Annotated in this window: 24 protein-coding genes; 12 read left to right on the top strand and 12 right to left on the bottom strand. The window is 59.7% G+C overall.

The genetic code is table 11. The features are described 5' to 3' along the window. Nucleotide 1: 1 nt before the first annotated feature. Nucleotides 2-7,189: a translocation/assembly module TamB domain-containing protein gene (locus tag ACXHRN_RS09535; RefSeq protein WP_488641081.1), complete on the top strand. Its 7,188-nt coding sequence runs from the start codon at nucleotides 2-4 to the stop codon at nucleotides 7,187-7,189. Nucleotides 7,190-7,434: 245 nt separating this feature from the next. Here the strand turns inward: ACXHRN_RS09535 and ACXHRN_RS09530 are convergent, their stop codons facing one another. Beyond that, on the bottom strand, nucleotides 7,435-7,920 hold the full coding sequence (locus tag ACXHRN_RS09530; protein ID WP_488641080.1) for a GNAT family N-acetyltransferase: 486 nt from the start codon (nucleotides 7,918-7,920) through the stop codon (nucleotides 7,435-7,437). 403 nt (nucleotides 7,921-8,323) lie between these two features. Here ACXHRN_RS09530 and ACXHRN_RS09525 point away from each other — a divergent pair, with 403 nt between their 5' ends. After that, nucleotides 8,324-10,090: a serine hydrolase gene (locus ACXHRN_RS09525; protein ID WP_488641079.1), complete on the top strand. Its 1,767-nt coding sequence runs from the start codon at nucleotides 8,324-8,326 to the stop codon at nucleotides 10,088-10,090. Between the two features lie 51 nt (nucleotides 10,091-10,141). On the opposite strand, the gene ACXHRN_RS09520 is transcribed toward ACXHRN_RS09525, so the two are convergent. Beyond that, a complete protein-coding gene (locus ACXHRN_RS09520; RefSeq protein ID WP_488641078.1) occupies nucleotides 10,142-10,369 on the bottom strand; it encodes a DUF4189 domain-containing protein in 228 nt (75 codons plus the stop codon). 377 nt (nucleotides 10,370-10,746) lie between these two features. Beyond that, entirely contained in the window at nucleotides 10,747-11,031 is a 285-nt protein-coding gene (locus ACXHRN_RS09515; RefSeq protein WP_488641077.1) for a type II toxin-antitoxin system ParD family antitoxin, read from the bottom strand. A gap of 131 nt (nucleotides 11,032-11,162) precedes the next feature. Here ACXHRN_RS09515 and ACXHRN_RS09510 point away from each other — a divergent pair, with 131 nt between their 5' ends. Next, on the top strand, nucleotides 11,163-12,770 hold the full coding sequence (locus tag ACXHRN_RS09510) for a fumarate hydratase (protein ID WP_488641076.1): 1,608 nt from the start codon (nucleotides 11,163-11,165) through the stop codon (nucleotides 12,768-12,770). Nucleotides 12,771-12,969: 199 nt separating this feature from the next. Then, nucleotides 12,970-14,040: a GGDEF domain-containing protein gene (locus tag ACXHRN_RS09505; protein WP_488641075.1), complete on the top strand. Its 1,071-nt coding sequence runs from the start codon at nucleotides 12,970-12,972 to the stop codon at nucleotides 14,038-14,040. Nucleotides 14,041-14,093: 53 nt separating this feature from the next. Here the strand turns inward: ACXHRN_RS09505 and ACXHRN_RS09500 are convergent, their stop codons facing one another. Together ACXHRN_RS09500 and ACXHRN_RS09495 are read right to left on the bottom strand one after the other, a co-directional pair. Further along, nucleotides 14,094-14,399: a hypothetical protein gene (locus ACXHRN_RS09500; RefSeq protein WP_488641074.1), complete on the bottom strand. Its 306-nt coding sequence runs from the start codon at nucleotides 14,397-14,399 to the stop codon at nucleotides 14,094-14,096. Between the two features lie 94 nt (nucleotides 14,400-14,493). Further along, nucleotides 14,494-14,748 (bottom strand): type II toxin-antitoxin system Phd/YefM family antitoxin, encoded by a 255-nt coding sequence (locus ACXHRN_RS09495; RefSeq protein ID WP_488641073.1) that lies wholly within the window; start codon nucleotides 14,746-14,748, stop codon nucleotides 14,494-14,496. A gap of 216 nt (nucleotides 14,749-14,964) precedes the next feature. Here ACXHRN_RS09495 and ACXHRN_RS09490 point away from each other — a divergent pair, with 216 nt between their 5' ends. Next, nucleotides 14,965-15,642 (top strand): L,D-transpeptidase, encoded by a 678-nt coding sequence (locus ACXHRN_RS09490; RefSeq protein WP_488641072.1) that lies wholly within the window; start codon nucleotides 14,965-14,967, stop codon nucleotides 15,640-15,642. Between the two features lie 85 nt (nucleotides 15,643-15,727). Here the strand turns inward: ACXHRN_RS09490 and ACXHRN_RS09485 are convergent, their stop codons facing one another. From ACXHRN_RS09485 to ACXHRN_RS09470, 4 genes are all read right to left on the bottom strand, one after another. Further along, nucleotides 15,728-16,237, bottom strand: coding sequence for a GNAT family N-acetyltransferase (locus ACXHRN_RS09485; RefSeq protein ID WP_488641071.1), 510 nt, complete (start codon nucleotides 16,235-16,237; stop codon nucleotides 15,728-15,730). Continuing rightward, a complete protein-coding gene (locus tag ACXHRN_RS09480; protein WP_488641070.1) occupies nucleotides 16,225-16,494 on the bottom strand; it encodes a type II toxin-antitoxin system TacA family antitoxin in 270 nt (89 codons plus the stop codon). Before ACXHRN_RS09480 ends, ACXHRN_RS09485 begins: the two co-directional genes overlap by 13 nt. A gap of 74 nt (nucleotides 16,495-16,568) precedes the next feature. Then, entirely contained in the window at nucleotides 16,569-17,195 is a 627-nt protein-coding gene (locus ACXHRN_RS09475; RefSeq protein ID WP_488641069.1) for a nucleoside 2-deoxyribosyltransferase, read from the bottom strand. Between the two features lie 26 nt (nucleotides 17,196-17,221). Next, the gene (locus tag ACXHRN_RS09470) at nucleotides 17,222-18,031 is read right to left on the bottom strand and encodes a M15 family metallopeptidase (RefSeq protein WP_488641068.1); all 810 of its coding nucleotides are present in this window, start codon (nucleotides 18,029-18,031) and stop codon (nucleotides 17,222-17,224) included. 254 nt (nucleotides 18,032-18,285) lie between these two features. On the opposite strand from ACXHRN_RS09470, the gene ACXHRN_RS09465 reads away from it, so the two are divergent. Continuing rightward, complete coding sequence (locus ACXHRN_RS09465) at nucleotides 18,286-18,741, top strand: carboxymuconolactone decarboxylase family protein (RefSeq protein ID WP_488641067.1); 456 nt, start codon at nucleotides 18,286-18,288, stop codon at nucleotides 18,739-18,741. A gap of 55 nt (nucleotides 18,742-18,796) precedes the next feature. Here the strand turns inward: ACXHRN_RS09465 and ACXHRN_RS09460 are convergent, their stop codons facing one another. Continuing rightward, nucleotides 18,797-19,405 (bottom strand): pyridoxamine 5'-phosphate oxidase family protein, encoded by a 609-nt coding sequence (locus ACXHRN_RS09460; protein ID WP_488641066.1) that lies wholly within the window; start codon nucleotides 19,403-19,405, stop codon nucleotides 18,797-18,799. Between the two features lie 45 nt (nucleotides 19,406-19,450). Further along, the gene (locus tag ACXHRN_RS09455) at nucleotides 19,451-20,335 is read right to left on the bottom strand and encodes an alpha/beta hydrolase (protein WP_488641065.1); all 885 of its coding nucleotides are present in this window, start codon (nucleotides 20,333-20,335) and stop codon (nucleotides 19,451-19,453) included. Between the two features lie 44 nt (nucleotides 20,336-20,379). Between ACXHRN_RS09455 and ACXHRN_RS09450 the strand changes: the two genes are divergently transcribed. The 3 genes from ACXHRN_RS09450 (at nucleotide 20,380) to ACXHRN_RS09440 (ending at nucleotide 21,361) form a co-directional block, all read left to right on the top strand. Next, entirely contained in the window at nucleotides 20,380-20,847 is a 468-nt protein-coding gene (locus ACXHRN_RS09450; protein WP_488641871.1) for a MarR family winged helix-turn-helix transcriptional regulator, read from the top strand. 73 nt (nucleotides 20,848-20,920) lie between these two features. After that, complete coding sequence (locus tag ACXHRN_RS09445) at nucleotides 20,921-21,163, top strand: DUF1902 domain-containing protein (protein ID WP_488641064.1); 243 nt, start codon at nucleotides 20,921-20,923, stop codon at nucleotides 21,161-21,163. A gap of 3 nt (nucleotides 21,164-21,166) precedes the next feature. After that, a complete protein-coding gene (locus ACXHRN_RS09440) occupies nucleotides 21,167-21,361 on the top strand; it encodes a type II toxin-antitoxin system HicA family toxin (RefSeq protein WP_488641063.1) in 195 nt (64 codons plus the stop codon). On the opposite strand, the gene ACXHRN_RS09435 is transcribed toward ACXHRN_RS09440, so the two are convergent. After that, nucleotides 21,362-21,736 (bottom strand): gamma-butyrobetaine hydroxylase family protein, encoded by a 375-nt coding sequence (locus ACXHRN_RS09435; protein WP_488641062.1) that lies wholly within the window; start codon nucleotides 21,734-21,736, stop codon nucleotides 21,362-21,364. Nucleotides 21,737-21,877: 141 nt separating this feature from the next. Between ACXHRN_RS09435 and moaA the strand changes: the two genes are divergently transcribed. From moaA to ACXHRN_RS09420, 3 genes are all read left to right on the top strand, one after another. Beyond that, the gene (gene moaA / locus ACXHRN_RS09430) at nucleotides 21,878-22,915 is read left to right on the top strand and encodes a GTP 3',8-cyclase MoaA (protein ID WP_488641061.1); all 1,038 of its coding nucleotides are present in this window, start codon (nucleotides 21,878-21,880) and stop codon (nucleotides 22,913-22,915) included. 179 nt (nucleotides 22,916-23,094) lie between these two features. Beyond that, nucleotides 23,095-24,462 carry a sensor domain-containing diguanylate cyclase gene (locus ACXHRN_RS09425; RefSeq protein ID WP_488641060.1) on the top strand — a complete coding sequence of 456 codons (1,368 nt, stop codon included), beginning with the start codon at nucleotides 23,095-23,097 and terminating at the stop codon, nucleotides 24,460-24,462. A 210-nt stretch (nucleotides 24,463-24,672) separates the two neighbouring features. Continuing rightward, on the top strand, nucleotides 24,673-25,575 hold the full coding sequence (locus tag ACXHRN_RS09420; RefSeq protein ID WP_488641059.1) for a DMT family transporter: 903 nt from the start codon (nucleotides 24,673-24,675) through the stop codon (nucleotides 25,573-25,575). The last annotated feature ends 3 nt before the right edge of the window (nucleotides 25,576-25,578 follow it).

Here is a 25,578-nt window from a genome sequence, read left to right as displayed (position 1 = left end):
CATGATGATGCAGTCGTTTGTTAAATTTGCCTGGAGCTTCTTCAAGGGCCTCGTCTGGGGCCTGCTGTTTCTGCTCGTGCTGCTCGTGGCTGCCATCTCGTTCATCGGTTTCACCGCCTACGGCAATCAGTTTGCCGCCAACCAGATCGCCAATCTCGCCTCGACGCCCGATCTGAAGATCTCGCTGCAGGGCGCGCGCGGACTGCTGCAGGGCCATTTCCGGCTGGACACGATCACGCTTGCCGATACCCAGGGCGAATTTGCCCGCATCGACGGCCTGAAACTCGACTGGACGCCGACTGCCCTGCTCAGGCAACGCTTCCACGCCGAAGAGGTCGCCGCGGCCAAGGTGGTCTTCAGCCGCGCTCCCGTCCAGACAATTCCGTCTCCACCTTCCCAAGGCGGGCGATTCTCGTTGCCCATCGAAGTCGCGGTCGACAAGATAGACCTACCGCTGGTGGCTCTGGGCGAGGCGGTCGTCGGCAAGGACACGGAAGTCGCAATTGCCGGATCGGCCAAGGCGATCACCGACCAGATCTCGCTCGACATCAAGGCCAATGAAAAGGCCCGACCCGAAGCCGGCGCCACCGCCAAACTCGCCTATGGAGTCAATGCCCGCACGCTCACTCTCGACGCCAGAGTTGCCGAGCCGCAAGGCGGGTTGCTCGCCCACGCGCTGGCACTGCCCGGCATGCCGCCCGTGGTGATCACCGTCAAGGGCGATGGTCCGCTCGACGCCTGGCAGGGCGCGATATCCGGCAAGGTCAACAATGTCGATGTCCTGCACCTCGCGGGCAAACACACGAGATCGCAAGAGGGGCTGCATGAGCTGATAGTCAACGGCGGCGGCCAGGTGTCCGAGCTGTTGCCGCCTGCTCTGCGAAGCCTGTTTGCCGGCGAGACCAAGGTCGATATCAATGCCGAGTTCAACCAGGTCGGCCTCGTACAGATCCGTGCGGGCTCCATTGCCAATGACAGCCTGTCCGTCACCGCAAGCGGCAGGCTCGACCCCAAGGGCGACGCCGCGCTAAAGGCGACCGTAACCCCGGCCAGGGAAACGATCGACATCTCCCTGCCGCTGGCGTCAGGTGCGCTGGAGGCAGCACTCAAGAGTGTCGACGCAACGCTGATCGGCCCGTTCCACCAGGCGCGCTTGAATCTCGATGCCGTGGTGGACCACATCTCAACTCCGGATGCAGCCGTGGAGGCCATTGCGCTGAAGGCCTCGTCGCCCGCTTTCAACCTTGAGAACAAGTCCGGGCCGCTGGTGCTGACCCTGAACGCCGGCAAGACCAGTTTCAAGAATGAGCAGGCCGCAAAACTTGTACAAGGCCCACTCAAGATCGACGCCGCCATGGACATCGATTCCGAACTGATCGATGTCGAGAAAATCGCTATGGAGAGCCCGAAGTTCGGCGGAATGATCACTGGCGAGTTCAAGCCGCTCACCAAGGACCTGACCGCCGACCTCAAGCTGTTCGTGCTGCCGGACGCGCTGCTGCCGCCGGACCTTGCAGCCAAGGCAAAAGGCACCATCGCGCTCTCAGGCAAGGTCGCAGCCACTCTGCCTGGCAAGGCAGCGGTCACCGACCTCAAGCTTGCCTCCAATCTCGTCAACACCGAGGGCACTGCAAGCTACAATGCCGGCGCTCTGACTGCCAGCCTGCGCGGCGCGCTTGCCGATCTCTCGCTGTTCCAGCCGGGTGCCGCCGGCAAGCTGGATTTCGCGGTCGATGTTTCGGGCAAGGCCACATCACCAAAAATCGCAGCGCTGGTGAGTTCGGCCGAAGTGAAGGCCGCCGGCCAAACGCTGACAGACCTCGACGTGAAATTCGACGGGATTGTCGACCCCAAGCGTCCGGGCGGCAAGGTCAGCGCCGCCGTCACGGTGCTTGGCCAGAAACTCGATGCCAGCGCCGATGTGGTCTCGCAGGACGGTGTGGTTTCCGTCCCCGCCTTCAACGTCAAAGCCGGCGCCAACGCGTTGTCCGGAGCGATCACCCTCGACAAGGCGTTCAAGCCATCGGGCAAGATCGACATCGACCTCGCCGACATCGCCTCGCTGGCAGCCATCGCCAACCAGAAGGCCGAGGGCGCGTTGAAGGGCAGTTTCGAACTCACCTCTGCCGACGGCAAAACATCCGGCCAGCTGACGCTCGCTGGTGCCCAGATCAAGGCCCAGGGCGTCGATATCTCCAGCCCGACGATTGCCGTCAGTATCGCCGACCTCGCCTCCAAGCAGATCGACGGCGTGGTCAAGGCCACGACCATCGCTTCGGGCACCAACAAACTCGCTGATGTCGCACTGAACTTCGCGCTTGCTGGGCCTCAGACCAAGTTCGATCTGTCCAGCCAGTTCGATGGTGCACCGCTGACCTCAACGGGTTCTGTCGAGCAGAGCGATGGTGCCATCGCCGTGGTTCTGCAATCCTTTGCAGCGGCGCCCCGCAAGATCCCGGTCAGGCTTTCCGCCCCGACCACGATCACCGTCCGCGATGGTACGGCGCTGATCGACAACCTGCTGATCTCAGCCGGGGAAGGCACGATCGCGGTCAAGGGTTCGGCCGGCAAGGCACTGAATCTCGAGGCCAGGATCGACGCCCTGCCCGCCAGCCTCGCTGACACTTTCGCCAAGGATCTCGGCGCCGAGGGCGCGCTCTCCGCCAACGTCACCGTCAAGGGCACCGGCGCCGCGCCGATCGTCGCCTTCGACGCAAACCTCACCGGCGCCTCGACAGTGCAGACGCGCGCACGCGGGTTGGAAAATCTCGACATCACCGCCAAGGGACAGTTGGTGAACAACGTCCTGAATGCCGATGCCACAACCACACTCAGGGACCAGCCGACACAGGCGACCGTGCAAGTCAATCTCGCCGGTGGCAAGGTCGACATACCCTCGATCAAGCTGACGCTGGGCGACACGACGCTGACCGGCAATGTTGCGCTGGATGCGGCCGGCAAGCCTTTCGGCAAGTTCAATTTCGACATTCCCGATGCTGCCCAGCTGGCAGCCGTTGCCGGCCAGAAGGCCGAGGGTGCGCTGAAGGGCACGGTCGACTTTGCCCAGGTCGGCAATGCGATCAAGGCCACGGTTGCCTCGACGGGCAGCCTGCGCGGCCAGCCGATCGCCATCGATCTCGACGCCATCTCCGAAAAGGGCGCGGTGTCGCTGCCGTCGCTCAAGGTCGATATCGGCAAGAACAGCATTTCCGGCTCCATCAATCTGAACCCAGAGTTTTTGCCGACCGGCAGTGTCACCTTCGACCTGCCCGATCTTGCCCTGCTTGCCGCCATGGCCGGCCAGACCGCGGAAGGTTCGCTCAAGGGCAAGGCTGATATCACGTCGGCAGACACCAAAATCACCACCAACGTCGATGCCACCGGCGCCATTCGCGGCCAGGCCGTCACCCTACAAATTCAGGCGATCGAGGACCAGGGCGCGATTTCGCTGCCGATGCTCAACGTCAAGACCGGCGCCAACACGTTGTCGGGAGCGATTACCCTCGACAAGGCGTTCAAGCCATCGGGCAAGATCGACATCGACCTTGCAGACATCGCTTCGCTGGCGGCCATTGCCAACCAGAAGGCCGAGGGCGCATTGAAGGGCAGTTTCGAACTCGCCTCTGCCGATGGCAAGACGTCCGGTAAGTTGAAGCTCGCCGGTGCCCAGCTCAAGGCTCAGGGCGTCGATATCTCCAGCCCGACGATTGCCGTCAGTATCGCCGACCTCGCCTCCAAGCAGATCGACGGCGTGGTCAAGGCCACGACCATTACTTCGGGCGCCAACAAACTCGATGATGTCGCGCTCAACTTCGCGCTCGCCGGACCGCAGACCAAGTTCGATCTGTCCAGCCAGTTCGATGGTGCACCGCTGACCTCGACGGGCTCTGTGGAGCAGACCGACGGTGCCATCGCCGTGGTTCTGCAATCCTTTGCGGCGGCACCCCGCAAAATCCCGGTCAAGCTTTCCGCCCCGACCACGATCACCGTCCGCGATGGTACGGCGCTGATCGACAACCTGCTGATCTCAGCCGGCGAAGGCACGATTGCGGTCAAGGGCTCGGCCGGCCAGGCACTGAACCTTGAGGCCAGGATCGACGCCCTGCCCGCCAGCCTCGCCGACACTTTCGCCAAGGATCTCGGCGCCGAAGGCGCACTGTCCGCCAATGTGACCGTAAAGGGCGACAGCGCCGCCCCGGTCGTCGCCTTCGACGCAAACCTCACCGGCGCCTCGACGGTCCAGACACGGGCACGCGGCCTTGAGAACCTCGCCGTCACCACCAAGGGACAACTCGCCAACAACGTCCTCAACGCCGACCTGACCACCACGCTCAGGGACCAGCCGACGCAGGCGAGCGTGCAAGTCGATCTCGCCGGCGGCAAGGTTGACATCCCCTCTATCAAGCTGACGCTGGGCGACACGACGCTGACCGGCAATGTCGCGCTGGATGCCGCCGGCAAGCCTTCCGGCAAGTTCAATTTCGACATTCCCGATGCTGCCCAGCTGGCAGCCGTTGCCGGCCAGAAGGCCGAGGGTGCGCTGAAGGGCACGGTCGACTTTGCCCAGGTCGGCAATGCGATCAAGGCCACGGTTGCCTCGACGGGCAGCCTGCGCGGCCAGCCGATCGCCATCGATCTCGACGCCATCTCCGAAAAGGGCGCGGTGTCGCTGCCGTCGCTCAAGGTCGATATCGGCAAGAACAGCATTTCCGGCTCCATCAATCTGAACCCAGAGTTTTTGCCGACCGGCAGTGTCACCTTCGACCTGCCCGATCTTGCCCTGCTTGCCGCCATGGCCGGCCAGACCGCGGAAGGTTCGCTCAAGGGCAAGGCTGATATCACGTCGGCAGACACCAAAATCACCACCAACGTCGATGCCACCGGCGCCATTCGCGGCCAGGCCGTCACGCTTCAGGTCCAGGCAATCGAGGACAATGGCGCGATTTCACTGCCGGCGCTCAAGGTCGATGTCGGCAAGAACACCATCAACGGTGCAATGACCCTCGATGAGGCCTTCATGCCGTCCGGCAGGGTCGACTTCAATCTGCCTGACATAGGACTACTGGCGGCCATGGCCGGCCAGAAGGCGGAAGGCGCAATCCGGGGCATCGCCGAGATCAAGTCGGCGGATGGCAAGATCACCGGCACGATCAAGGCAAGCGGTCCAAAACTGGTTACCAGCGGCACGGAGATCATCAAGCCGGTCGTCGACCTGCAGATCGTCGATCTCGCCACGGGCCAGATTTCTGGCACCGTCACATCGAACAGGATCGCTTCGGGCACCAATCAGTTCTCCAACCTGGCACTCGGTTTCCAGCGCAACGGCCCCGAAACCGCCTTCGACCTGAAGAGCCAGTTTGATGGTGCACCACTGATCGCCAAGGGCGCGATCGAACAGCAGGCAGCCGGTGCGCTCTCGTTGAAGCTCGCGTCGTTCTCCGCGGCGCCGAAGCGGATCCCCGTCAGGCTCGATGCCCCTGTCGAGATCAAGATCGCCAACGGAAATGTGGCATTCAACAACGTCTCCATCACTGCCGGCCAGGGCAGGATTTCCGTCACCGGCTCGGCCGGCAAGGCACTCGATATCAAGGCCAGGATCACCGCCCTGCCCGCGAGCCTCGCCAACACCTTTGCGAGCGGTCTCGACGCCACAGGCACGATATCAGCCAATGTCACGGTATCGGGTTCATCATCGGCTCCGACCATCGCATTCGACACCAACGTGCAGAATGCTTCGATTGCCCAAATCAGAGCCGCAGGCCTCAGGCCACTGGCGATATCGGCAAGGGGCAATCTCGCCCGGAATGTGCTGACGATCGACACAACGGTCCGCAATGCCGACGGCCTGTCGCTGACGGCCAGGGGCACGGTCGGCGTCACCGGTGCAACGCCGCTGGCGATCAATGTCAACGGCCAGCTGCCGTTCACCGCAGCCGGCGCCCAACTCGCAGCTCAAGGCATTGCGCTCAGGGGCGACGCCCGCTTCAATCTGGTGATCAGGGGTACGGCGGCCAGACCGGCGGTTTCAGGCTCGATCAACACATCGGGCGGCACGCTGACGGTTATCCGCCAAAATCTGGTCATCAAGAACCTCGCTGCAAATGTGACGCTCTCGGGCGAACAGGCGCGCATCGTCAATATCTCCGGTACGCTCGATGGTGGCGGCACGATTTCTGTTACAGGCACGATCGGTTTCGCGCCGGGCTCGGGGCTACCCGCCAACCTCAAGATCAATCTCAAGAATGCCGTCTATGTCGACGGCAGTATTGTTGCGGCCAAGCTTACCGGCGATCTCGCAGTCAATGGCAGGCTGCAGAATTCGCCGGCACTGACCGGCACCATCCGCCTCAATCGCGCCGACATCACCATTCCTGAACGGCTTCCGGGTTCGCTCTCTAAAATCGACGTCAAACACAAGAATGCGCCGGCCGATGTCAAAGCACAGAGCGCCGAAATGCGGGCCAAGACAGAGGGCAGAAGGAGGGGTGACAGCGCCGGTGGCATCAGGCTTGAGCTGACGATATCGGCGCCCCGTCAGATCTTCGTGCGCGGCCGCGGCCTTGATACCGAACTCCGCGGCGAGGTGAAGATCACCGGCACCTCGAACAACCCCAACGTGGCGGGTAGCTTCAAGATGGTGCGCGGTCGGCTGGCGATCATCGGCAAGCGACTCGATTTCACCACCGGCCAGATCACATTCGGCGGCGGCATGATGCCCTATCTCAACATGGTGGCGTCCTCGGCTGCCGGTTCGACCACGGTCTATGTCAATGTCAACGGCCCGGCCAACAGCCCGACATTCACCTTCACCTCATCACCGGCCCTGCCGCAGGATGAAGTACTGGCGCAGTTGATTTTCGGCCGCTCCTCCTCGAGTCTGTCCGCGGTGCAGATTGCGCAGCTTGCCGACGCGGTCGCAACGCTGGCCGGCGGCCAGTCGAATTCGCTGTTCAACAGGCTGCGCCAAGGCCTCGGCGTCGACGATCTCGACATCGGCAGCGACGAGAACGGCAGGACCAATGTCACCGCCGGCAAATATCTCAACAAGCGCACCTATCTGGAGCTTCAGCAGGGCGCGACGTCGAAGGCGATCATCAATCTTGATATCGGCAAGGGTGTGAAGCTCAAGGGTGAGGCAGGAGCCGATGGCTCGACCGCGACCGGCCTCTTCTACGAGAAGGAATATTGAGCAAGCTGCTTCAAAGTTTGGAAGTCTTTTTCAGGCGCCAACCTATCCTCCGTCATTCCCTGCTTTATGCAGGGAATCCAGCAGCGCCGCGTCGGCGGCGCGGAAGAGTCTTTTGCACTCAAGGACTTGAGTGCGCTGGATTCCTGTGACAGGCACAGGAATGAGGGGTGGTGGAGGCTTTGCTCGAACTCAGCCACAGCCGTTGAGTTTACAAAAAGTGCCGCAAACAACTCTTACAACAGCAGCTAAAATTCCGCGTAGGCATCGACCCGCTCGGTCACCGTCAACCGCTTGACCAGACCGACCGTGTCGACATCGCGGTCGAGCTTCGGCGACCAGATCGCCGTCATCCAGTTGATCGAATAGCCACGGCTCTTGAGGAAATCGATTGCCCTGATGTTCTGGGCATGGGTTTCGAGTGTCACCGTCTCGTAGTCCTGCGCCTTGATCTCTTCCTCGAGCTTGTCGAGCAGGGCTATGCCGTACCCCTGGCCCTGCCAGATCGGATCGACCCAGAGGTCGCTGATGTGATTGTCGAAGTTCTCCCGCGCTGCCCAGCCCGTGACCTGCCCGCCCTTTTCGGTGACGTCGATGGTCAGATAGCGCTGACGGGTGAAATCCACGAAAGCGCGATGGGCATTTTCGCGCAGCAGCTCGATACTGATCCAGCCGGCCACGGCGCTTTCCCAGGCCCGGATGCCTATTCCGGCCAGTTCATCGGCATCGTCCATTCGAGCACTGCGAATTGACGCCATAGCTGCGATCCCCTCTCGCACGCCTCCCAAGAGCAATCGAAACGCGGATTCGCGCATAGGTCAAGACGCATGAAGCCAGGATGTTGCAGTTTGAACGATTCCAGGCCCAGTAAAACAGGTGATCCACAGGGGCTCGCCGGATTCGTGAGCTAAACCGCTGGATTATGCGGGATTCTAGGCCCATACAACAGTCGTGGCGTCGAACGCGCCACAGAATCGCATGACGGTCCGATTGATCGTCACCCCCGCCTTCGCGCATTGGCTGCAATCGATGTTGCGGTTCCGATTTCGTAGAGAGACTTCCGAAAATGTGCGCCGCAAACGACCTGCGTGACAAATGATCCCAGGCACCAGGACCATGCAACCGATGGAGACCTTCTTGCTGAAACGAACCGCTCTCGTCCTCTTGCTCTCCTGCTCATCTCTTACTGTCTCTTTCGCCCAATCGGCAGAGCGTACATTGTTGCGCACAGCCGATCTCGGCATGCCGGTCCAGGCCTATGCGCTAGTAGAAAACAAGGCCTTCCTGCCGCCGGAAGACGCCCAACCCGCGCTCGATGAATTCTCCGGCAAGTTGGTCCTCACCGAAGGCCCGATGTTCACCATGCCGGCCAAGTTCAAGAGCAACAAGGTGCTCGGCAAGGATCCGCAGGTCTTTCCGGGCGTCACGCTTGCCTTCACCACGGTCGGTGACGATCTCGTGCCCGAAACCCAGGACGTGATCCGCAACGGCACGACACCGGACGGCAAGAGCTTCTGGGATATCATCGTCCAGCCAGGCAAGGTCTGGTCCGAAGGCGCCGATAAAGGCTGGTCGCGCGCCTCCTTCCCATTCTCTTTGATGAATTCGATTGAAGGCGAGACCCACAATGGCGTCGCCACCTTCCTTTATCGCAATGGCGAAGTCAGTAACCTGCGCTTCCAGATCCTGACGCAGACCTCGCCCTTCTATGTCGAAGACTATTTCACCGCCTCAGGCTCGGTGCCCGCGACCTACCAGCCCGGCAAACTCGCAGACGAAGATGCCCTGAAGGCGCTTCACAGCAAGGCAATGGCCATCCGCGAACCACTGCAGCCATGGTCTGATCTCGACGCCAAGTATGGCAAGGACAAGCTCATCGGCTTTGACAGCAAGATCCGGCCGGGCGAGATCGTTCTCGACGGGCTTTCGATCGACGGCAACTTCTACCTGAAGTCTTGCCCGACGCCGGCCGGCGACCTGCCCTATTGCGATCGCCAGCGCTTCGGCGTCTGGTCGGTGACCAAGTCAGCCGGCAATGCCGCTGCCATGCTCGCCATCGCCGAGAAATACGGCCCCGGCATCTTCGACGCCAAGCTCATCGACTACATCACCGAAGCCAAGGACGTTGCCGGCTGGAAGGACGTTACCTTCGGCGATGCGCTCAACATGGCCACCGGCGTCGGCTATGGCTCGGATAAGGCTGAGCCCGCAGCAATCTCGGAACCGTTCGGCGATGCATACTACGCCTGGTACGAAGGACGGACCACCAAGGACAAGATCGACGCGCTGCTGAAGGGCGCCAAGCCCTATCCATGGGGTCCGGGTAAGGTGGCACGATACCGCGACGAGGACATGTTCCTGCTGGGTGTCGCCGTGACCCGATTCCTGCAGGCAAAAGAAGGCCCGGAAACCAATGTCTGGGACTTCCTCAGACGAGAAGTTTACGAGCCGATCGGCATCTACTATGCACCGATCAACAAGACCATCGAGGCCGATCCCAAGAACGATCAGGCACTGATGGCCTACGGCTTCTATCCGACCATCGGCGACCTCATCAAGATCGCCCGCCTCTACCAGAATGGTGGCAATTTCCAGGGCAGGCAGATCCTCAATGCTGAAAAGCTGGCGGACATCATGCCCGCAAAGCAAGCGGTGGGCCTCGCCACCGGCAATCCGGAAAAGCCACAATATTACAAGGCGTTCTGGCGTTCTGCTTACAAGGCGCCCAGCGGTTGCTCCTTCAGCTATCCACTGATGGACGGCTGGGGCGAGAATTATGTCATGCTGCTGCCCAGGGACGTCACCGTCTTCCGCCTCGCCAAGAACTGGGACGGCGATCCCGGCGCCGGCAACCTCGAAAACATGACCGAGGTGGCCGGCAAGCTGAAGGATCTGTGTGATTGAGGTCGATCGTTGCCGGATACTCCCCTCGCTGTAACGAGGGGAGTGGCGCGCCTAGCCGTTCGGATCGCACTGGTCCGTCTGGCAATCGTCTGTCTTTGTCCGCTTGTCGCATTCCTTGAGCGCCGTCAGTTCCGCATCCTGCTCGTCAGGCCAGTTGTAGCTGTAGCCATACGCGCCATCGCTGGCGACCGCCGTGCAGCCCCAAGCAAGAGCCTCGCCCGATGACGCCGCGCCGATTGCCAGCAAGGCCAGGCCAGCCAAGATCATTTTTACACGCATTTACGGTCCCCCTCAGAATCCGAGGCGGTTTTACCCCAAACGCGGAAAACTGGAAAGCTGGCTCAACTCGTATTTCCGAAATCGAGCGCCGCAGCCTAGTTCAGCCAGTTCGCAACGTCCCTCGCTCCATACACAATCGAAACTACAAATATCCCGTAGGGCATAGGCTCGTAGATGATGATGTAGTTGCCCTCGATCGGGATGCGAGCGGAAGGGCTCAACTCCGGGCGAGGCGATCCCATTAGCGGCTGCTCTGACGCAAGCTCCGCCTTATCAAAATCCGCATCAAAAGAGCATCGGCGGCAGCCTCATTATCTGGCGCGATCTCACGCCATATTTCCCGCAAATCCTGTTCTGCCTTGGGACTCAGGATGTACTTAGCCACGGGAGCGCGCTTCTGCCTTCAATTCCGTCAGAAGTGTTTTGGCGTCGATCTCGCGTCCCTCGCCGCTCGCCATGCCTTCGTCGTAAGCACGCTTCAATCGCGCAAACTCAAGCTGCCGGCGTTCCTCCTGCTGCTCCCAAAGACGCAACGCATCCCTGACCACTTCGCTGTTTGACGCATAGGCACCGGACTCCACCGCATCTTGCAAGCGGGCGACCTGTTGCGATGAAAGGGAGACAGTGAGAGTTTTCATAGGTTCGGTTTTCATGAGTTCCATTTAACACCACTAATAGAAACTAACAAGATCTGTTAGGCCTGCGCCAATCGCCTCACCCACCTTAGAATCATTGCAATTCGCCGCCGAGCCTCTTAAACCACCGCCATTGCAACATCTCGAAGGGCAGCCTGATGGCCGGTGATCTCTTTCCGCTTGGTGACGACAAGACGTCCTACCGCAAACTCACCTCGGATTTCGTGTCCGTTGATACGTTCAAGGGCCAGGACATCCTGACGGTCGAACCCGAGGGCATGCGCCTACTGGCCGAAACCGCCTTTGCCGATATCAACCATCTCCTGCGCGCCGACCATCTCAAGCAACTCGCCTCGATCCTCGACGACCCGGAAGCGACGGCCAACGACCGTTTCGTTGCCTATGACCTGCTCAAGAATGCCAATATCGCCGCCGGCGGCGTGCTGCCGATGTGCCAGGACACCGGCACCGCGATCATCATGGGCAAGAAGGGTCGCCGCGTTTGGACCGAGGGTGGCGATTACGAAGCGCTGGCCGGCGGCGTTATGGACGCCTATCTCAAGAAGAACCTGCGCTATTCGCAGCTGGCGCCGATTTCGATGTTCGAAGAGAAGAACACCAAGAACAACCTGCCCGCCCAGATCGACATCTACGAGGAAGGCACCGACGCCTACGACTTCCTGTTCGTCGCCAAGGGCGGCGGTTCGGCCAACAAGACCTATCTCTACCAAGGCACGCCATCGCTCCTGACACGCGACCGCCTGGTGGCGTTCCTCAGGGACAAGATCCTGTCACTCGGCACCGCGGCCTGTCCCCCATACCATCTCGCCATCGTCATCGGCGGCACCTCGGCCGAGATGAACCTGAAGACGGTCAAGCTTGCCTCCACACACTATCTCGACGAACTGCCAACCGAGGGTTCCGAAAGCGGCCATGCCTTCCGCGATCTGGAGATGGAAAAGGAAATCCACAAGCTGACGCAGAGCCTCGGCGTCGGCGCCCAGTTCGGCGGCAAGTATTTCTGCCACGATGTCCGCGTCATCCGCCTGCCCCGTCACGGCGCCTCGCTGCCGATCGGCCTTGGCGTCAGCTGTTCCGCCGACCGCCAGGCCAAGGGTAAGATCACCAAAGACGGCATCTTCCTCGAAGCGCTGGAAACAGATCCCTCCAAGTATCTGCCGGAGATCGAGGACAAGCATCTCAACGACGATGTCGTCAAGATCGACCTCAACCGTCCAATGGCAGAGATCCTCGCCGAACTCAGCAAATGCCCGATCAAGACGCGGCTATCGTTGTCCGGCCCGATCATCGTCGCCCGCGATCTGGCACATGCGAAGATCCGCGAACGGCTGGAATCCGGGCAGCCCATGCCGGATTATTTCAAGAACCATCCGATCTATTATGCCGGTCCGGCCAAGACGCCGGAAGGCTATGCCTCGGGCTCGTTCGGTCCCACCACCGCCGGCCGCATGGATAGCTATGTTGACCAGTTCCAGTCTTTCGGAGGATCGATGGTCATGCTCGCCAAGGGTAACCGTTCGCGACAGGTCCGCGAGGCCTGCGGCACCCATCACGGCTTCTATCTCGGTTCGATCGGCGGTCCCGCCGCCCGCCTTGCCAAGGATTGCATCAAGAAGGTCGAGGTTGTCGAATATCCTGAACTCGGCATGGAAGCGATCTGGCGCATCGAGGTCGAAGATTTTCCGGCTTTCATCGTCATCGACGACAAGGGCAACGACTTCTTCAAGGAACTCAACCTAGAATAGAAACGACGCGAGTGACGGCCGCGCGGCAAGCGTGTCGCGCCCCGCGCCTGATCTGACAAGCGATCATGTACAAGTTCATGCTGCCAGACAGCAACAAAACAAGTAAAAACAAAAGAATCTCAGTCATCTGAAGTTAACCGTTTCCCAACATTTGAGGCCTAGAACGAATTAGGGAACGAAGCGGTTTCAGGAGTTTCGAATGAGTGTGGCACAGCCGCAGCCAAAGATGCAGGTGCCGGATATTGCGGCGCAGGTGACATACGCCATGCGCCAGATGGGTGTTTCTCCAATCCCGCGCAATTACGAGCTGTTTTACGAAGCCTATATCGGCTCGAACCCGAAGTTGACCAAGGAATTGGCAAGCCTCGGCGTCCGCGCGACGCAGGACGAGCTGGATGCGATCGGCTCGCAGTATTTCGGACATCACCAGCCCAATGTTGTCGATGGCGCCCATACCAAGATCGTCTCCGAGCTCGAGGAACTGGTGACGATGCTGCGTCAGGAGCATTCCTCGCTTGAGAGCTATAACAAGCTGCTTGGCGAAACCTATTCGCGCATCACCTCGAAAAGCGCCTCCAGCGCCGACCTCCTGCACAATGCGATCTCGCTGCTCTCCGATGCCACCGGCTCGAAGATGGCAACCGGCCGCGTGACGATGGATGGCGTCGAAGCGAAATCCCGCGAGATGGAAGACATCCGCAAGGAACTCGACGAGTACAAGCGCATCGCCAATACCGACTCGCTGACGCGTCTTCACAATCGCCGCGCCTTCGACGACCGTCTGGCCGCGATCTATGACAGCCCGCTTGGTCATGCCACGACGACGCTGATCATCGGCGACATCGACAATTTCAAGAAGATCAACGACACCTTCGGCCATCCGGTCGGCGACAAGATCCTGGCGACAGTCGCCAACGTGATCCGTTCCAACCTCCGCAAGGATGTATTCGTCGCCCGCACCGGCGGCGAGGAATTTGCCGTGATCATCGAAGGTTCATCGATCGACGACGCCGCCATTATCGCTGAACGCGTCCGGCGCTCGCTCGAACAGACGCCCTTCAAGAATTCCAAGACGGGCGTCAACTATGGGCCGGTCACCATGTCGTTCGGCCTCTGTGTCGCCGCAGAAGGCGAGAATCCGCAGGATCTCTACCAGAAATCCGACGTGGCGCTCTATTGCGCCAAGAGCAACGGCCGCAATCGCACCGTCGTCTACGAAGACGGCATGAAGAAAGAGCTCTCCAAGAGCTGGCTGCTCTACAAGAAGTAGCTCATCGGGACATTCAGACTGGAAACGCCGGCTCGACGCCGGCGTTTTTGCGTTTATCGTCTCGGTACCGCGCGCGAAGCGCCCGCTCGCATGACCGCGGCGGCTTCCGCGGCAATCGTTGCCATGAATGCCCGACTGAACCTGCCAAGCGCCTTTGCAGCTTCGACCACAAAAGATGTTTCCAAGTCATCGGTATTGAATTCGTCGACGATCACCCAAGCTGGCGTATAGAGTTTTGCACGCCTTGCTTCCGTTTCAGGTATTTCAACGGCATGATCGCCTTTGCCAGGGGCCTTACTGGTAATGGGGAAAATCAGCGATGTCTCCTGCCCATCCTTGCCCGCGACGATGATCATCACGCAGGCTGGCCTCGCCTTTCGCCCGCTCTCCTCGCCGCGATCATGCTCGCGTGCCCAGAGATAAGAGTATAGGATCACTTGGCCGTGGAGTGGCTTAGTCATCGTCCAGCCGTCCCTCGCGGGCGACGGCTTCAAGACCTGTCAGAAAGAACTCCCTGTCCTCCTCCGACAAATCTTCTGAGCGATAAGCACGCTGACGCGTCGCGCCAGCGAGACGATCAAAATCTTCGACCGTCATCAGCACGAATTTCCGTTTGCCACGCTTGGTGATTTCCACCGGCCCCCGGAAGGCGGCCTCCGCAACTTCGCCTGATCGGTTGCTAAGATCAGTAAGACTGAATTTGGTCATATCGAACTCCATTGTCACCATTTTAGCTAAAATCACGATTATGGCAACTCTGCTCTGCCAAGCGGCCCATTCCCTCAAAATTGAATAAAATTAACCTTGTTCCTTAAGAAACAGCGCCGATACCGACCGTGTCCTAGAACCTCTCCATCAGACAACGGGATGAGGCGCGGCCAGGGCATCAACGGCCCCTCTCCTCAAACGAACGGAGAGACTTCAATGAACAAGGCAATCACACTCCTCGCAGCAGCAGTCGCAACCACAATCGCGTTCGCGGCCCCTGCCCACGCCGGCTTCTTCTTCAAGAAGCACTCCCAGACCACCGACGCCCAGTTCGTCTCGCTGCAGACCAAGAACACCAAGCTTGGCTGGATGCAGATCCTCTCCGACGAGACCCCGGTCAAGCCACGCGTCAGGAAGGTCAAGGCCGACATCAACGCCTCACCGATCGCCCGCAAGCTGATCCCCTATGACGAGAATGTCGCCGTCGGTACGATCATCATCGACCATTCGGATCGCCGCCTCTACCACGTCATCTCCAAGGGCATGGCCATGGTCTACGGCGTCTCGGTCGGCCGCGAAGGTTTTGGCTGGACGGGTTCGGAAGTAGTCACCGCAAAGTCGGAATGGCCGACTTGGAACCCGCCAAAGGAAATGCGGGTCCGTGAAGCCAAGAAGGGCCACATCCTGCCGGAAACGATGGAAGGCGGCCTCGACAACCCGCTCGGCGCCCGCGCCATGTATCTCGGCAACACCGAATACCGCATCCACGGCACCAACCAGCCCTCTTCGATCGGCAAGGCGATGTCCTCCGGCTGCATCCGCATGGCCAACGAGGATGTCGAAGACCTCTATGCCCACGTCAAGATCGGCACCCGGGTCATCGTCCAGCAGTGATCGACTCTATGAACCTATCACAAAGCCGGCCTCGTGCCGGCTTTGTGTCGCTTTAATTTCGAAGGAATTTCCGCGCAACTCTCTACTAACCAAATCCATTGAACTCGAGATCGACCATTCGCACAATCATACTTCGCTTGGGATCGAAAGGCAGATCAACGAAGCCGAAGCGGGTGTAAAACGATCGCACGCCGTCATCTAGCGGATGCGTCACCACCCCAAAGCAGCCGATGTCGCGCGAAACCTGCATCGCCGTTTTGAGAGCATGGAAAAGCAAAGATGCTGCGTGCCCCTTGCCGGTATAGCGAAGATCGACCGCAAGCCGCCCTAGAAGGATCACTGGCACGGGGTCGGGCCGATTCCTCTGATCGGTCTTGGGCAGAATTTCCCGCTCGACCTGCGCGGCACTCAGTGAGACATAGCCGACAATCAAGTCCTTGGAGCCATCCGCGATCACGCTAATACGAGACATACCCGACGCGTGGTTTCGCCAGCCGTGCCTTCGAAACCACAAATTCATCGACTCGCGACCGCAATCGAAAGCTTCCCTTTCATCCGTCTGCAGAAGCGGCCGTGGAAGGCTTATTTTGTCCATTCGGCTCTGGCTTGAGCTAGCTTCTTCAGAGCGGGAATTTCCTTCGCCGGCGCATCCCGCCAAGCCTCGAATCTCTCCCAAGCTTCTGCGGGAATTGTAATCACGGTTTGCTCGGAGAGCTCGGATTCCGCAGCGGCCACGACCCGGCGGCGTATGAAATCGCTGATGTTAGTTCGCGCGTGTTCCGCTGCCGCCCTGACAAGATCGCGCTCTTCAGGCGTCAAACGAACGCTGACAGGTTGCATTGCCTCGGTCATCGGATTTCACCTCATCGTATGACATCAGCATACGCCGTCAAAATCAAAAGGCAATGGTATTCGCGGTACGCTCCTCAATCATCATTACTCGCATCCAGCTCGTCCGGCCGCTTGCCGTTGTCCCTCGCCTGCGTCTTGATCTGCGCGGCAAGCGTCTTCAGGCACTCCTCGAACCCGGTCAAATCCGTATAGAGCGCATCGGCGGCGGCCTTGTGGACCGCCACGTGGCCGCCCCGCCGCTCGACGCCGCCATGCAGCATCAGATTGTCGATCATGTCGAAATCTTCCAGCGACAGGCCGTCCGGGCCGCGCTTGTAACCCTGTGCGTCTTCGCTGATCCGGCCGTCGTAATAGCCAACCGTCCGCTGGTAATGATCCTCAACGACGTTGGTATAGGCGGCCACCAGCTTGCCCTGTGCGCACATATAGCCAAGCTCGAAGCAGGTACCGACATCGGCCGCGATACCGCGGAACGGCGTGAGGTTGGCGATCACGGCATCTGCGCTGTCCATCATCTCTTCGTCGACCTTGCTGATCGCCAGCCCGAACGCCTTCATTGTCTCGGCGGGCGGAATGTCGAGATCGCCGGGGCAGATCGCGGTAAAACCATATTTCTTGCAGAGCGCGGTCTTGGCATCCATGATTTCGCGGGCATTGGCGAGAAAGACTTCCGGTCCGGCGGTGTAGATTTTCAGCGACATTCGTTCCATCCCATCATTTCATCCCATCACTTGCAGGCCGCAACGCCCGAACGCCTGCCGATTTCCAACAATTCTGGGCGATATTCAAAATGCATCGTGTCGTAGTGATACCAGCGCCCGCCCCAGATGAAACCGTGTTTTTCGAAGATCTCGACGATATCCATCGGGAATTGGTTCTTGTAGACCGGCACATTGCCCGGCTTGCCGCCAGACCAGACCCAATAATCCGCAAACTTGGTGTCAAGGTCGATCGCAGCGCCAAAGCTATGGACGGAGAGATTGGATTGACCGGAAACCTTGCGCCAGTTGAACACTCCAGCCGATGGGCTCAGATATTTCCTCAGATCACTGCGTGAGACGAGGTCATCACGCACCTTTTCGAGCGCCTCGTTGACGCCGTTGATTTTGGTGACATGCAGAGTCTCGCCAAACCATTTGACATCGACCAGATTGGCCTGAACTTCCTTGGCACTGTCGCCATACATGACCCGCAAAAACCGCTCAGAGCGGATACGGCCGGGATCCTCGTTCCTCTGCGGCTTGGTCTCGCAGGGGCCGGCTTCGTAGAGCTGTTCCAGGCTGTCCTCGATATCGCCGTTTTCAAGTTTCTGGAAATGATCACGCGTCTTGCCATCGTCAACAACAACGGCTTCGGCCTTGAGCTTGAAGACAACATGGTTGTCGCCCGCGCTCAGCAGCGTCTCCGGATAGGACTTCACGAGGATGTCGAGCTTCTCCTCCAGCGTCAGCGCGCCGGCCTGAACGACGCCGGCGATTGCCCACATCACCAATGCAATTGCGACCGTCCCTACGCCATACGTGATCGATTTCGCCATTGGCGGCTCATCCCCCTGCTCATGCCTTCTAATTGGTAGACGCTTGAGGATACTCCGGAATTCGAGGCAGGAATACCGGATTCGCGTGCAGTCATCAATCTTACACGCCTCCTGCGGGCCTCGCGATCCATGCACGGCAATGTGAACGAACGAATCCCCGAACGCCGATTCTTCCCTTGCATTTCTTACGCTGTAAACTTATTAATGTTGCCAACCTTACAGTGTAAGGCCAACCCGAAACAGGAGGAATGGATATGATTACCCGCAGTCTTAAAAATCTCGCCGTCATGTCTGTCATCGCAAGCGCAGCACTTCTGTCTTCGACGGCATATGCGGCCGACGCCCAATCGCCGGCCGATGCCGCCTATGCCGAAATGCAAAAAATGTTCGGTGGCGTTCCGACATTCGTGAAGGCCTTTCCGAAGGCAGGCATCGCCGGCGCCTGGGCTGAACTCCGCGACATCGAGTTCAGCGACAAAACAGCGCTCGACGCCAAGACGAAATCGCTGATCAGCCTTGCGGTCGCCGCACAGATTCCCTGCACCTACTGCATCTATGCCGATACGATTTCTGCCAGGCGTGCCGGTGCAACCGACCAAGAAATACAGGAAGCCGTCGCCATGGCCGCGCTGACACGCCACTGGAGTACGGTCTTCAACGGCATGCAAGTCGATCTCGACACGTTCAAGAAGGAAATGGGCGACCACTGATACTGTAGTCTTCACCCGAAAGCGAAAACCCGGCGTAGGTCGGGTTTTCCGCCAGTCACCACATCGTCTTGGCGGCCCTACCGGGCCAATCCCGATCATAGGCCTCGCCGTCGAAACCCTCCTTGATCGTCTTCATCATCTGGCCGACGGTCGGCAGGCAGCCGGGCGCCACGAATTTCTCAGCGTTCCAGAGATCGGCGCGGATCACCGCGCGGGCGCACTGGGTGTAAACCTCGTCGATGGTGATCACCACGACGGAGCGCGGATGCTTGCCGTCCATCTCGAAGCGTTCCAGCAGGTCAGGCTCGATCGCAACCACGCCGCGTCCATTCACCCGCATCGTCGTTGTCGAGCCGGGAATCAGGAACATCAGGCCGATACGCGGATCGCGGACGATGTTGGAAAGCGAATCGACCCGGTTGTTGCCGCGCCAGTCCGGCATCAACAGCGTCTTGTCGTCATCGACATAGATGACCTGGCCGGAGTCACCGCGCGGTGAGCAATCCAGGCCCTCCGGCCCCACCGTCGCCAGCGCAACGAAGGGAGACGCCTCGAGCGTCTGCCGGTATTCCGGCGTCAGCCTCGGCGTGACCTTGATGATGGATGCTTCCACGGGCTGCCCGTAGAGCCGGTTCAATTCCTCGACGCTTTCGATCTTGCGCATGGCTGCCTCCGGTTAGGAGTTTCAGATAGCCAATATCAGCGCAAATTACCCGAGAAAAGTTTTGATGGTTTCAATCGCTTGGGGTGAACTGACGATGCGCCGGTGACCGAGACCATTGACCCATTGAAGATTCACATGCGGCCCGGCACGGCCATAGCGACGGGCAGCACCAGCCCCGACCTCCTTGTCGTCCTCGGCATGCAGCACCAGCACCGGCAGATTCGGAACCGTTGCCAGCATCTGGTCGGCGGCAAAAAATTCGATCGGCCGGCCAACGATCGCATGCGCCTGATCCTCGAGCGCACGATGGACCCGCGAGGTAAATCCCATCATGCCGGCATAGCCGTCGAAGACATGCTTGGCAGCCACCGGGGCGGCGATCAGGACCAGTTTCTTCGGCATGCGCCGGCGCACCCAATCCTCGGGGCCAGCGGCGACCATGGCGGCGACAAAACCACCGAAGGAATGGCCGATCATCGCATCGAAACTGCCGAACTGACGCCACGCCGCGTCGATCGCACCCACCGCCAGCGGCACCGTCAGCACGCGCCCCGTCGAGCCGCCATGGCCGGGCAGATCGAGGCCCACAACCTCCGCGCCGGTCTGTCGCAGCGCGGTGACCAGCGACTGCATATAGTCGATCCGCGAGGCCCAACCATGCACGACAAGATAGCGCCTGCCGCTCGGCGCGCCGATGGGCGGGAAGCGATGCGCGGCCACGTGGCCTTCCGGCACCGGCAATAGCAATCTTTCGGCCTGACGCATCGAGGCCTGCGAGACCTCATAGAGCTTGCGCGCCTTGCCCTTGGCCGGCACATCCGGCTTTGTGGCGGAAAACAGCCGGAACGCCATGCGGCCTGCCGCTTGTGGGGCGACGAGCCCGGTCAGATTGATCGCTTGCCCTGCTATCTTGGCAATATATGATGACATGACGAGAATCCTGAAAGTTCAATGCTGAACAATAAAGTACAATGATGAACAAAAATCAAGTCCTGCCTTGGGACCATCCGCGTTTTCGCACCTGGATTGCTGTCGGCCGTGCCTGCCAATTGATGCAGCTGACGCTTCAGCGCAATATCGGCCATCTCGCTATCAAGCCGCCGCATCTCGATATCCTGATCAATCTCTACCGGCGCGAGGGCATTTCCCAGCAGGAACTGGCGCGCAAGCTATTGGTCGGCCGCTCCAACATGTCGATGCTGCTGCCGCAACTTGAAAAGCGCGGCCTGGTCGAGCGCCGCGGCGACGGCAAGGACAAGCGCGTGCTGCGCCTGTTCCTGACCGCGGAAGGCAAGGAGATCACCGAAAAGGCAATGGCAATCCAGACCGAACTGATCGACCTGGTGATGGGAACCTCCAGCGAAAGCCAATGTCTGGGGATCGCCGACCACATGGAGAAGATCGTCGGGATATTGCTGGCGGAGGAAGCGAAGGAGGAGTGAGGCAGGTCACGCGTCGTCTGATTGCAAATCAGTATCCCAAGCTCTATTTATGATCTGAACAGGAGCCATTTCGATGAAGAATCTTTCAATCGTCGTTCGTGCATTCTGGGACGATGAGGCCCGGGTCTGGGTCGCCACAACCAGCGACATCGACGGCCTTTCCGTCGAAGCGGATACGATGGAAGTCCTGCGAACAAAGGTGTTGGACGCTATTTCCGATCTGATGGAACTGAACGGCGAAACCTCGGACTTGCCGGAAATTCCTGTTCACATCGTTGCCGAACAGACCAGCCGAATTCCCAATCCGGCTCTCTAGCCAGTGGCGAGTTTTCTTAAGCAGCTGAAAGAATTGCTGGAAGCCGGCGGTTGCTATTTCCACCGCGACGGCAAGGGTGATCATGAAATCTGGTTCAGCCCGATCACCAAACGTTACTTCACCGTCGACCGCGGAACGAAATCGCGACATACCGCTAATGAGACCTTGAAACAGGCCGGATTGCCGAAGGCGTTTTGATTACCGCGGCTTTTCGCTGACATCCCTCGTCATTCCCTTTGCCGCCAGAGCCTTCTCATAATCGGCAAACATTTCCGCGCCTCGCTCGCCAAGTTCGCGCAGATAGGTCCAGGTGAAAATGCCGGTGTCGTGGAAATCGTCAAAGCCGATGCGGATCGCATAGTTGCCGGTCGGCGTCACCGCGATGATTGCCACGTTGCGCTTGCCCGGCACAGTGACTTCCTGGCCCGGGCCATGGCCCTTGACCTCGGCGGACGGCGACAGGACCCGCAGCATTTCCGCCGACAGGTTGAATGTCTCCGCGTCGTTGAAGGTCACGGACAGCGATTGGCGATCTTTCGAAACGCGGATCTCGGTCGGCCAGAAATTCGTCATGCAAACGTCCTTTTTTCGCCGGATTAGCCTTTGCGTGTCGCATCCGCAAGACATTTTGACTACCAAAAATGCCATCAATACCTATATAGGAATTGACGGCCACGCCTGCGCCAGCAACATGGTGCGTGGAGGAAACAGCATATGAATACGCATCCGGGTCCGCTCGGCCCGACAGTTCAGCCCGCGCCCATGATCGACCCTTTCGGCCGGATGGTGAGCTATCTGCGCGTTTCGGTGACCGATCGCTGCGATTTCCGCTGCACCTATTGCATGGCCGAGAAGATGGTCTTCCTGCCGAAGAAGGACCTGCTGACGCTCGAGGAACTCGAGCGTCTCTGTTCGGCCTTCATCGACAAGGGCGTCAGGAAGATTCGACTGACTGGCGGCGAACCGCTGGTGCGTCACAACATCATGTACCTCGTCCGCGCGCTTGGCCGGCAGGTTCGCGATGGCGCGCTTGAAGAAGTCACGCTGACCACAAACGGCTCGCAGCTCGCCAAATATGCCGACGAGCTCGCCGACAGCGGCGTCCGCCGCATCAATGTATCGGTCGACACACTCGATCCACAGAAGTTCCACGAAATCACCCGGACAGGCGACCTCTCCAAGGTGCTTGCCGGCATAGACGCCGCGCAGAAGGCTGGTATTCATGTCAAGCTCAACGCCGTGGCGCTGAAGGATTTCAACGAGCGGGAAATTTCCGAGATCATGCGCTGGGCGCATGGCCGCGGCATGGACATGACGGTCATCGAAACCATGCCGATGGGCGAAATCGAGGAAGACCGCACCGATCGCTACCTGCCGCTTTCCGAGCTGCGCAACACGCTGGAACAACAGTTCACGCTGGAAGACATCGGCTTCCGCACCGGCGGCCCCGCGCGCTACGTCAAGGTTGCGGAAACCGGCGGCAAGCTCGGCTTCATTACGCCGATGACGCATAATTTCTGCGAGAGCTGCAACCGCGTTCGTCTGACCTGCACCGGTACGCTCTATATGTGCCTCGGCCAGGAAGACGCCGCCGACCTGCGCGCCGTACTACGCGAAACCGACGACGAGGCGGTGCTTAGCGCCGCCATAGACGAAGCGATCCGCCGCAAGCCCAAGGGCCACGACTTCATCATCGACCGCACCCATAATCGCCCGGCGGTCGCCCGTCACATGAGCGTTACCGGCGGCTGATTCAGCAGACTGCCGTTACGTCAGGTGCCGCTACGGCACACTTTTCTGCATCATTTATATTTCATTAACCGCTTTATTAAGCGAAACCTGAATATTCGACTGCTAATCTTGGCCCAGTGCTAATGGGCAACACTATGAATCAGGCGTCAGCAGAAACAAGCCAGGCATTTACACGAAGAGTGATCTTTCCACTCTCGGCGCTGGTGGTCATGCTGCTGATTTTTGCAGTTGGTGGCATTTTCTGGACCGCCGATTACCAGACCAGGATCGCTATTGCCCAGCAGGCAAGGCTCGCTAGTGGAGCATTGCGCATCCACGCGGAAAAACTCGCGGTCAGTGCCAGTGATTACGGCTATTGGGATGAAGCGGTCACGGCACTGGTCGAGGCGCCGGATTATCAGTGGATGAAGGACAATATCGGCACGGGCGCGGCAAAAAGCCTGGGCACGGACATGGCCTTTGTCATCGATGCCAACGGCCACACGATGTTTTCCTACGTCAACAAGACAGACGCCACGCCGGATACCGTCGTGGCGATGCCGATGGCCTTCCTGAAATCCTACGATGACTGGAAAGCCCGTGCCGCGGGAGCCAGCTACTCGGGCCTGCAGCCCTTTGCGGATTCTGCCGTGGCCATCGCCATCGCACCTGTGCGTTCATGGACCGATGCCGAGAAGCCCCCAACCGGCTACGCCATCGTCTTTGTCGACCTCGTGGATACCGATCTGCTCACCGACCTTGCGCGCGACTTCGAGCTTGCCAATTTCCGCTCGGTCAAGTCCGACGCTGACATCAGTGACAACAGGGCACTGATCACCCTGGGCGAAGCCGACAGAAAAGGCGCTGGCGTTGCCCGCTTCACCTGGGATGCGCAAAAGCCCGGCAATGGCCTGCTGCAGATCGCCCTGCCCTTCATCGCCATCTTCCTGCTGGCTCTGTCGCTGTTGGCCGCGATGTTGCTGCGCTATCTCGCGACTTCGGCCCGGATCATCAACGACCGCGAGACGAAGGCCTATTGCGACCCACTGACCGGCCTTGCCAACCGCACGCGTTTCTTCAGCGAACTCGACCGCTGCATCGACCAGATTGTCCCAAGCCTGACCGGCGTGGTCGTCATGTATCTCGATCTCGATGGCTTCAAGAAAATCAATGACACGATGGGCCATTCCGCCGGCGACGAGTTGCTCGTCCAGGCAGCACAGCGCTTCAAGTCCTGCATGCGCGATTCCGACCTGGTGGCGCGCATCGGCGGCGACGAATTCGCCATCATCATGTCCGGCCGTATCGAAAAGGCCCACATCCAGGCCGTCGGCGCCCGTATCCTGATTGCTCTTTCCGAGCCATTCCACCTCACGGCCGGCTTGGCCGAAATCGGGTGTTCGATCGGCATTGCCGATTGTTGGCAGCGCGGCATCCAGAGTGCCGACCTGCTCAACCGCGCCGACAAGGCACTCTATCAGGTCAAGGCATCCGGCAAGAATGCACTGCGCTTCGCAGAGGAGGAGCCGGCTGAATCCGGCAGCCGCGACGACCTGATGGTCGCCTGATCCCAATCCCAGAATTGGCCTTGAAAACACGAATCTTTTGGTATTGCCTGCCCCGGCACGGGAGGTGCAATCGCGGCAAATCCATGTCGCTTGATCGCCAGTGCCATAGCGGGCAAACGAAATAGGCCGGGAATGTCCCCGGCAGCCGTTGTATGGCGGGTGCGGAGCGTTCTATACACAACTGGAACTGGGTGGCGGACTCCTGACATAATGGCGATGAACGACAACTACAAAGGCGCTTTCCTGATGTCGTTCGCGATGGCGGGATTCACGGTCAACGATGCCATGGTCAAGCTGGTCGCGCACGATCTCAATACCGGACAGATCATGTTCATTCGCGGCGCCCTGACCACGGTGCTGATCTTCACCGTTGCCTGGCGGCTCGGGGCCTTGCGCCCGCTCAGGCTTCTCGCCGACCGCTACCTCGTGCTCAGGACATGTGGCGAGATCTTCGCTTCGATCACCTATGTCAGCGCACTTCGCATGCTGCCCCTGCCGAATGCGGCAGCGATCCTGCAAGCATTGCCGCTGGCGGTAACAATGGGTGCCGCATTGTTCTTTGCCGAACCGGTCGGCTGGCGGCGTTGGGCGGCGATCCTCGTCGGCCTGTTCGGCGTCATCGTCATCATCCGCCCCGGCGCCGAAGGTTTTACCGTTGGTTCTCTGCTGGTGATCGGCTCAGTTGCTGCCGCCGCTGTCCGCGACCTTGCCACACGCCGCATCAATCCCGAGATTCCATCGCTGCTGATCTCGGCAGTCACCGCACTGGTGATCACGATCGTCGGCGGCCTCCTGATCGGACCGTTCGGGGGCTGGAAGCCAGTCAGCACATTCGAATTGGGCGCTCTGGCATTTGGCGCCTTCGCGCTGTTTGCCGGCTACCAGACCGTGATCATGGCGATGCGCGCCGGCGACATATCCTTCATCGCGCCGTTCCGCTATACTGGATTGATCTGGTCGATCATCCTTGGGATCTTCATGCTGGCTGAGTTCCCGGACTTCTGGATGCTGATTGGCTCGGCAATCGTTATCGCTGCCGGCCTCTACTCCTTCTATCATGAGAGCCGGCTCAGCCGTGAACTCGATGCCAGCGCAAACCTCACTTCGTCCTGACGA

The organism is Shinella sp. OV683, assembly GCF_057787725.1.
Note: the sequence above shows the minus strand (reverse complement) of the source record. Positions and strands in the feature narration are given on the sequence as shown.

What these genes read in the sequence shown, in the direction of transcription:
- ACXHRN_RS09535 (WP_488641081.1), top strand. Translation starts at nt 2, where the DNA reads ATGATGATGCAGTCGTTTGTTAAATTTGCCTGGAGCTTCTTCAAGGGC.
- ACXHRN_RS09530 (WP_488641080.1), bottom strand. Translation starts at nt 7,920, where the DNA reads ATGGACGATGCCGATGAACTGGCCGGAATAGGCATCCGGGCCTGGGAA.
- ACXHRN_RS09520 (WP_488641078.1), bottom strand. Translation starts at nt 10,369, where the DNA reads ATGCGTGTAAAAATGATCTTGGCTGGCCTGGCCTTGCTGGCAATCGGC.
- ACXHRN_RS09515 (WP_488641077.1), bottom strand. Translation starts at nt 11,031, where the DNA reads ATGGAACTCATGAAAACCGAACCTATGAAAACTCTCACTGTCTCCCTT.
- ACXHRN_RS09510 (WP_488641076.1), top strand. Translation starts at nt 11,163, where the DNA reads ATGGCCGGTGATCTCTTTCCGCTTGGTGACGACAAGACGTCCTACCGC.
- ACXHRN_RS09505 (WP_488641075.1), top strand. Translation starts at nt 12,970, where the DNA reads ATGAGTGTGGCACAGCCGCAGCCAAAGATGCAGGTGCCGGATATTGCG.
- ACXHRN_RS09495 (WP_488641073.1), bottom strand. Translation starts at nt 14,748, where the DNA reads ATGACCAAATTCAGTCTTACTGATCTTAGCAACCGATCAGGCGAAGTT.
- ACXHRN_RS09490 (WP_488641072.1), top strand. Translation starts at nt 14,965, where the DNA reads ATGAACAAGGCAATCACACTCCTCGCAGCAGCAGTCGCAACCACAATC.
- ACXHRN_RS09485 (WP_488641071.1), bottom strand. Translation starts at nt 16,237, where the DNA reads ATGGACAAAATAAGCCTTCCACGGCCGCTTCTGCAGACGGATGAAAGG.
- ACXHRN_RS09480 (WP_488641070.1), bottom strand. Translation starts at nt 16,494, where the DNA reads ATGACCGAGGCAATGCAACCTGTCAGCGTTCGTTTGACGCCTGAAGAG.
- ACXHRN_RS09475 (WP_488641069.1), bottom strand. Translation starts at nt 17,195, where the DNA reads ATGTCGCTGAAAATCTACACCGCCGGACCGGAAGTCTTTCTCGCCAAT.
- ACXHRN_RS09470 (WP_488641068.1), bottom strand. Translation starts at nt 18,031, where the DNA reads ATGGCGAAATCGATCACGTATGGCGTAGGGACGGTCGCAATTGCATTG.
- ACXHRN_RS09465 (WP_488641067.1), top strand. Translation starts at nt 18,286, where the DNA reads ATGATTACCCGCAGTCTTAAAAATCTCGCCGTCATGTCTGTCATCGCA.
- ACXHRN_RS09460 (WP_488641066.1), bottom strand. Translation starts at nt 19,405, where the DNA reads ATGCGCAAGATCGAAAGCGTCGAGGAATTGAACCGGCTCTACGGGCAG.
- ACXHRN_RS09455 (WP_488641065.1), bottom strand. Translation starts at nt 20,335, where the DNA reads ATGTCATCATATATTGCCAAGATAGCAGGGCAAGCGATCAATCTGACC.
- ACXHRN_RS09450 (WP_488641871.1), top strand. Translation starts at nt 20,380, where the DNA reads ATGAACAAAAATCAAGTCCTGCCTTGGGACCATCCGCGTTTTCGCACC.
- ACXHRN_RS09445 (WP_488641064.1), top strand. Translation starts at nt 20,921, where the DNA reads ATGAAGAATCTTTCAATCGTCGTTCGTGCATTCTGGGACGATGAGGCC.
- ACXHRN_RS09435 (WP_488641062.1), bottom strand. Translation starts at nt 21,736, where the DNA reads ATGACGAATTTCTGGCCGACCGAGATCCGCGTTTCGAAAGATCGCCAA.
- moaA (WP_488641061.1), top strand. Translation starts at nt 21,878, where the DNA reads ATGAATACGCATCCGGGTCCGCTCGGCCCGACAGTTCAGCCCGCGCCC.
- ACXHRN_RS09420 (WP_488641059.1), top strand. Translation starts at nt 24,673, where the DNA reads ATGGCGATGAACGACAACTACAAAGGCGCTTTCCTGATGTCGTTCGCG.